At 40.6% G+C, this 579-nt stretch carries 1 pseudogene; it reads right to left on the reverse strand.

The annotated features are described in order from the left end of the window. Positions 1 to 44: 44 nt before the first annotated feature. A pseudogene (locus tag ACS8FD_RS23070) lies at positions 45 to 579 on the reverse strand (hypothetical protein); the annotation flags it as partial.

Here is a 579-nt window from a genome sequence, read left to right on the forward strand (position 1 = left end):
CTTTTATTTTAATATTCAATCAGCAAAAACAATGCTTTTAAACTCTACCCCAGCTCATCAAATTTAAGCCCGAATTTGAGCAAATACTTACGCAAACGATCACTATCATTGGGGCTTTTGAGCTTATCGCGGGAGTTGGCATATAAATAACGCCCCGCCGCCGCTTGGTTTTTATGGCTGATACACACCTCAATGACATACGCCAGTTGTACTGCGTCAAACGGATCAATCGTGGCAAGGGTTTCATTATCTAAATATTTATTTAGAATGTCATAACTTCCCTGCTCGACTAACTCACTATTAAAACCTGCTTGAATATTATTACTTAGGCTATTTTTAGTTGCGTCATTGCCTTTATCATTACTTAAACTATTCGAGCCATTCAAACCATCTACCAAACCCCAAATATTCATCAAGCGCGCGATCTCTGCTTGTACGTCTGTTTTCCGAATCACTTTACTTTCAGCCAGCGTTGTTAAGCGAATCATACTCGCGGTCAAATCACGAAAGTTACCTTGCCATGTCGCCTCAGAACTTGTCGCAAAGTCTTCGTATAATTGCCGCGCATCAACCGTAAAG

It is taken from the genome of Psychrobacter sp. 1U2, assembly GCF_051847575.1.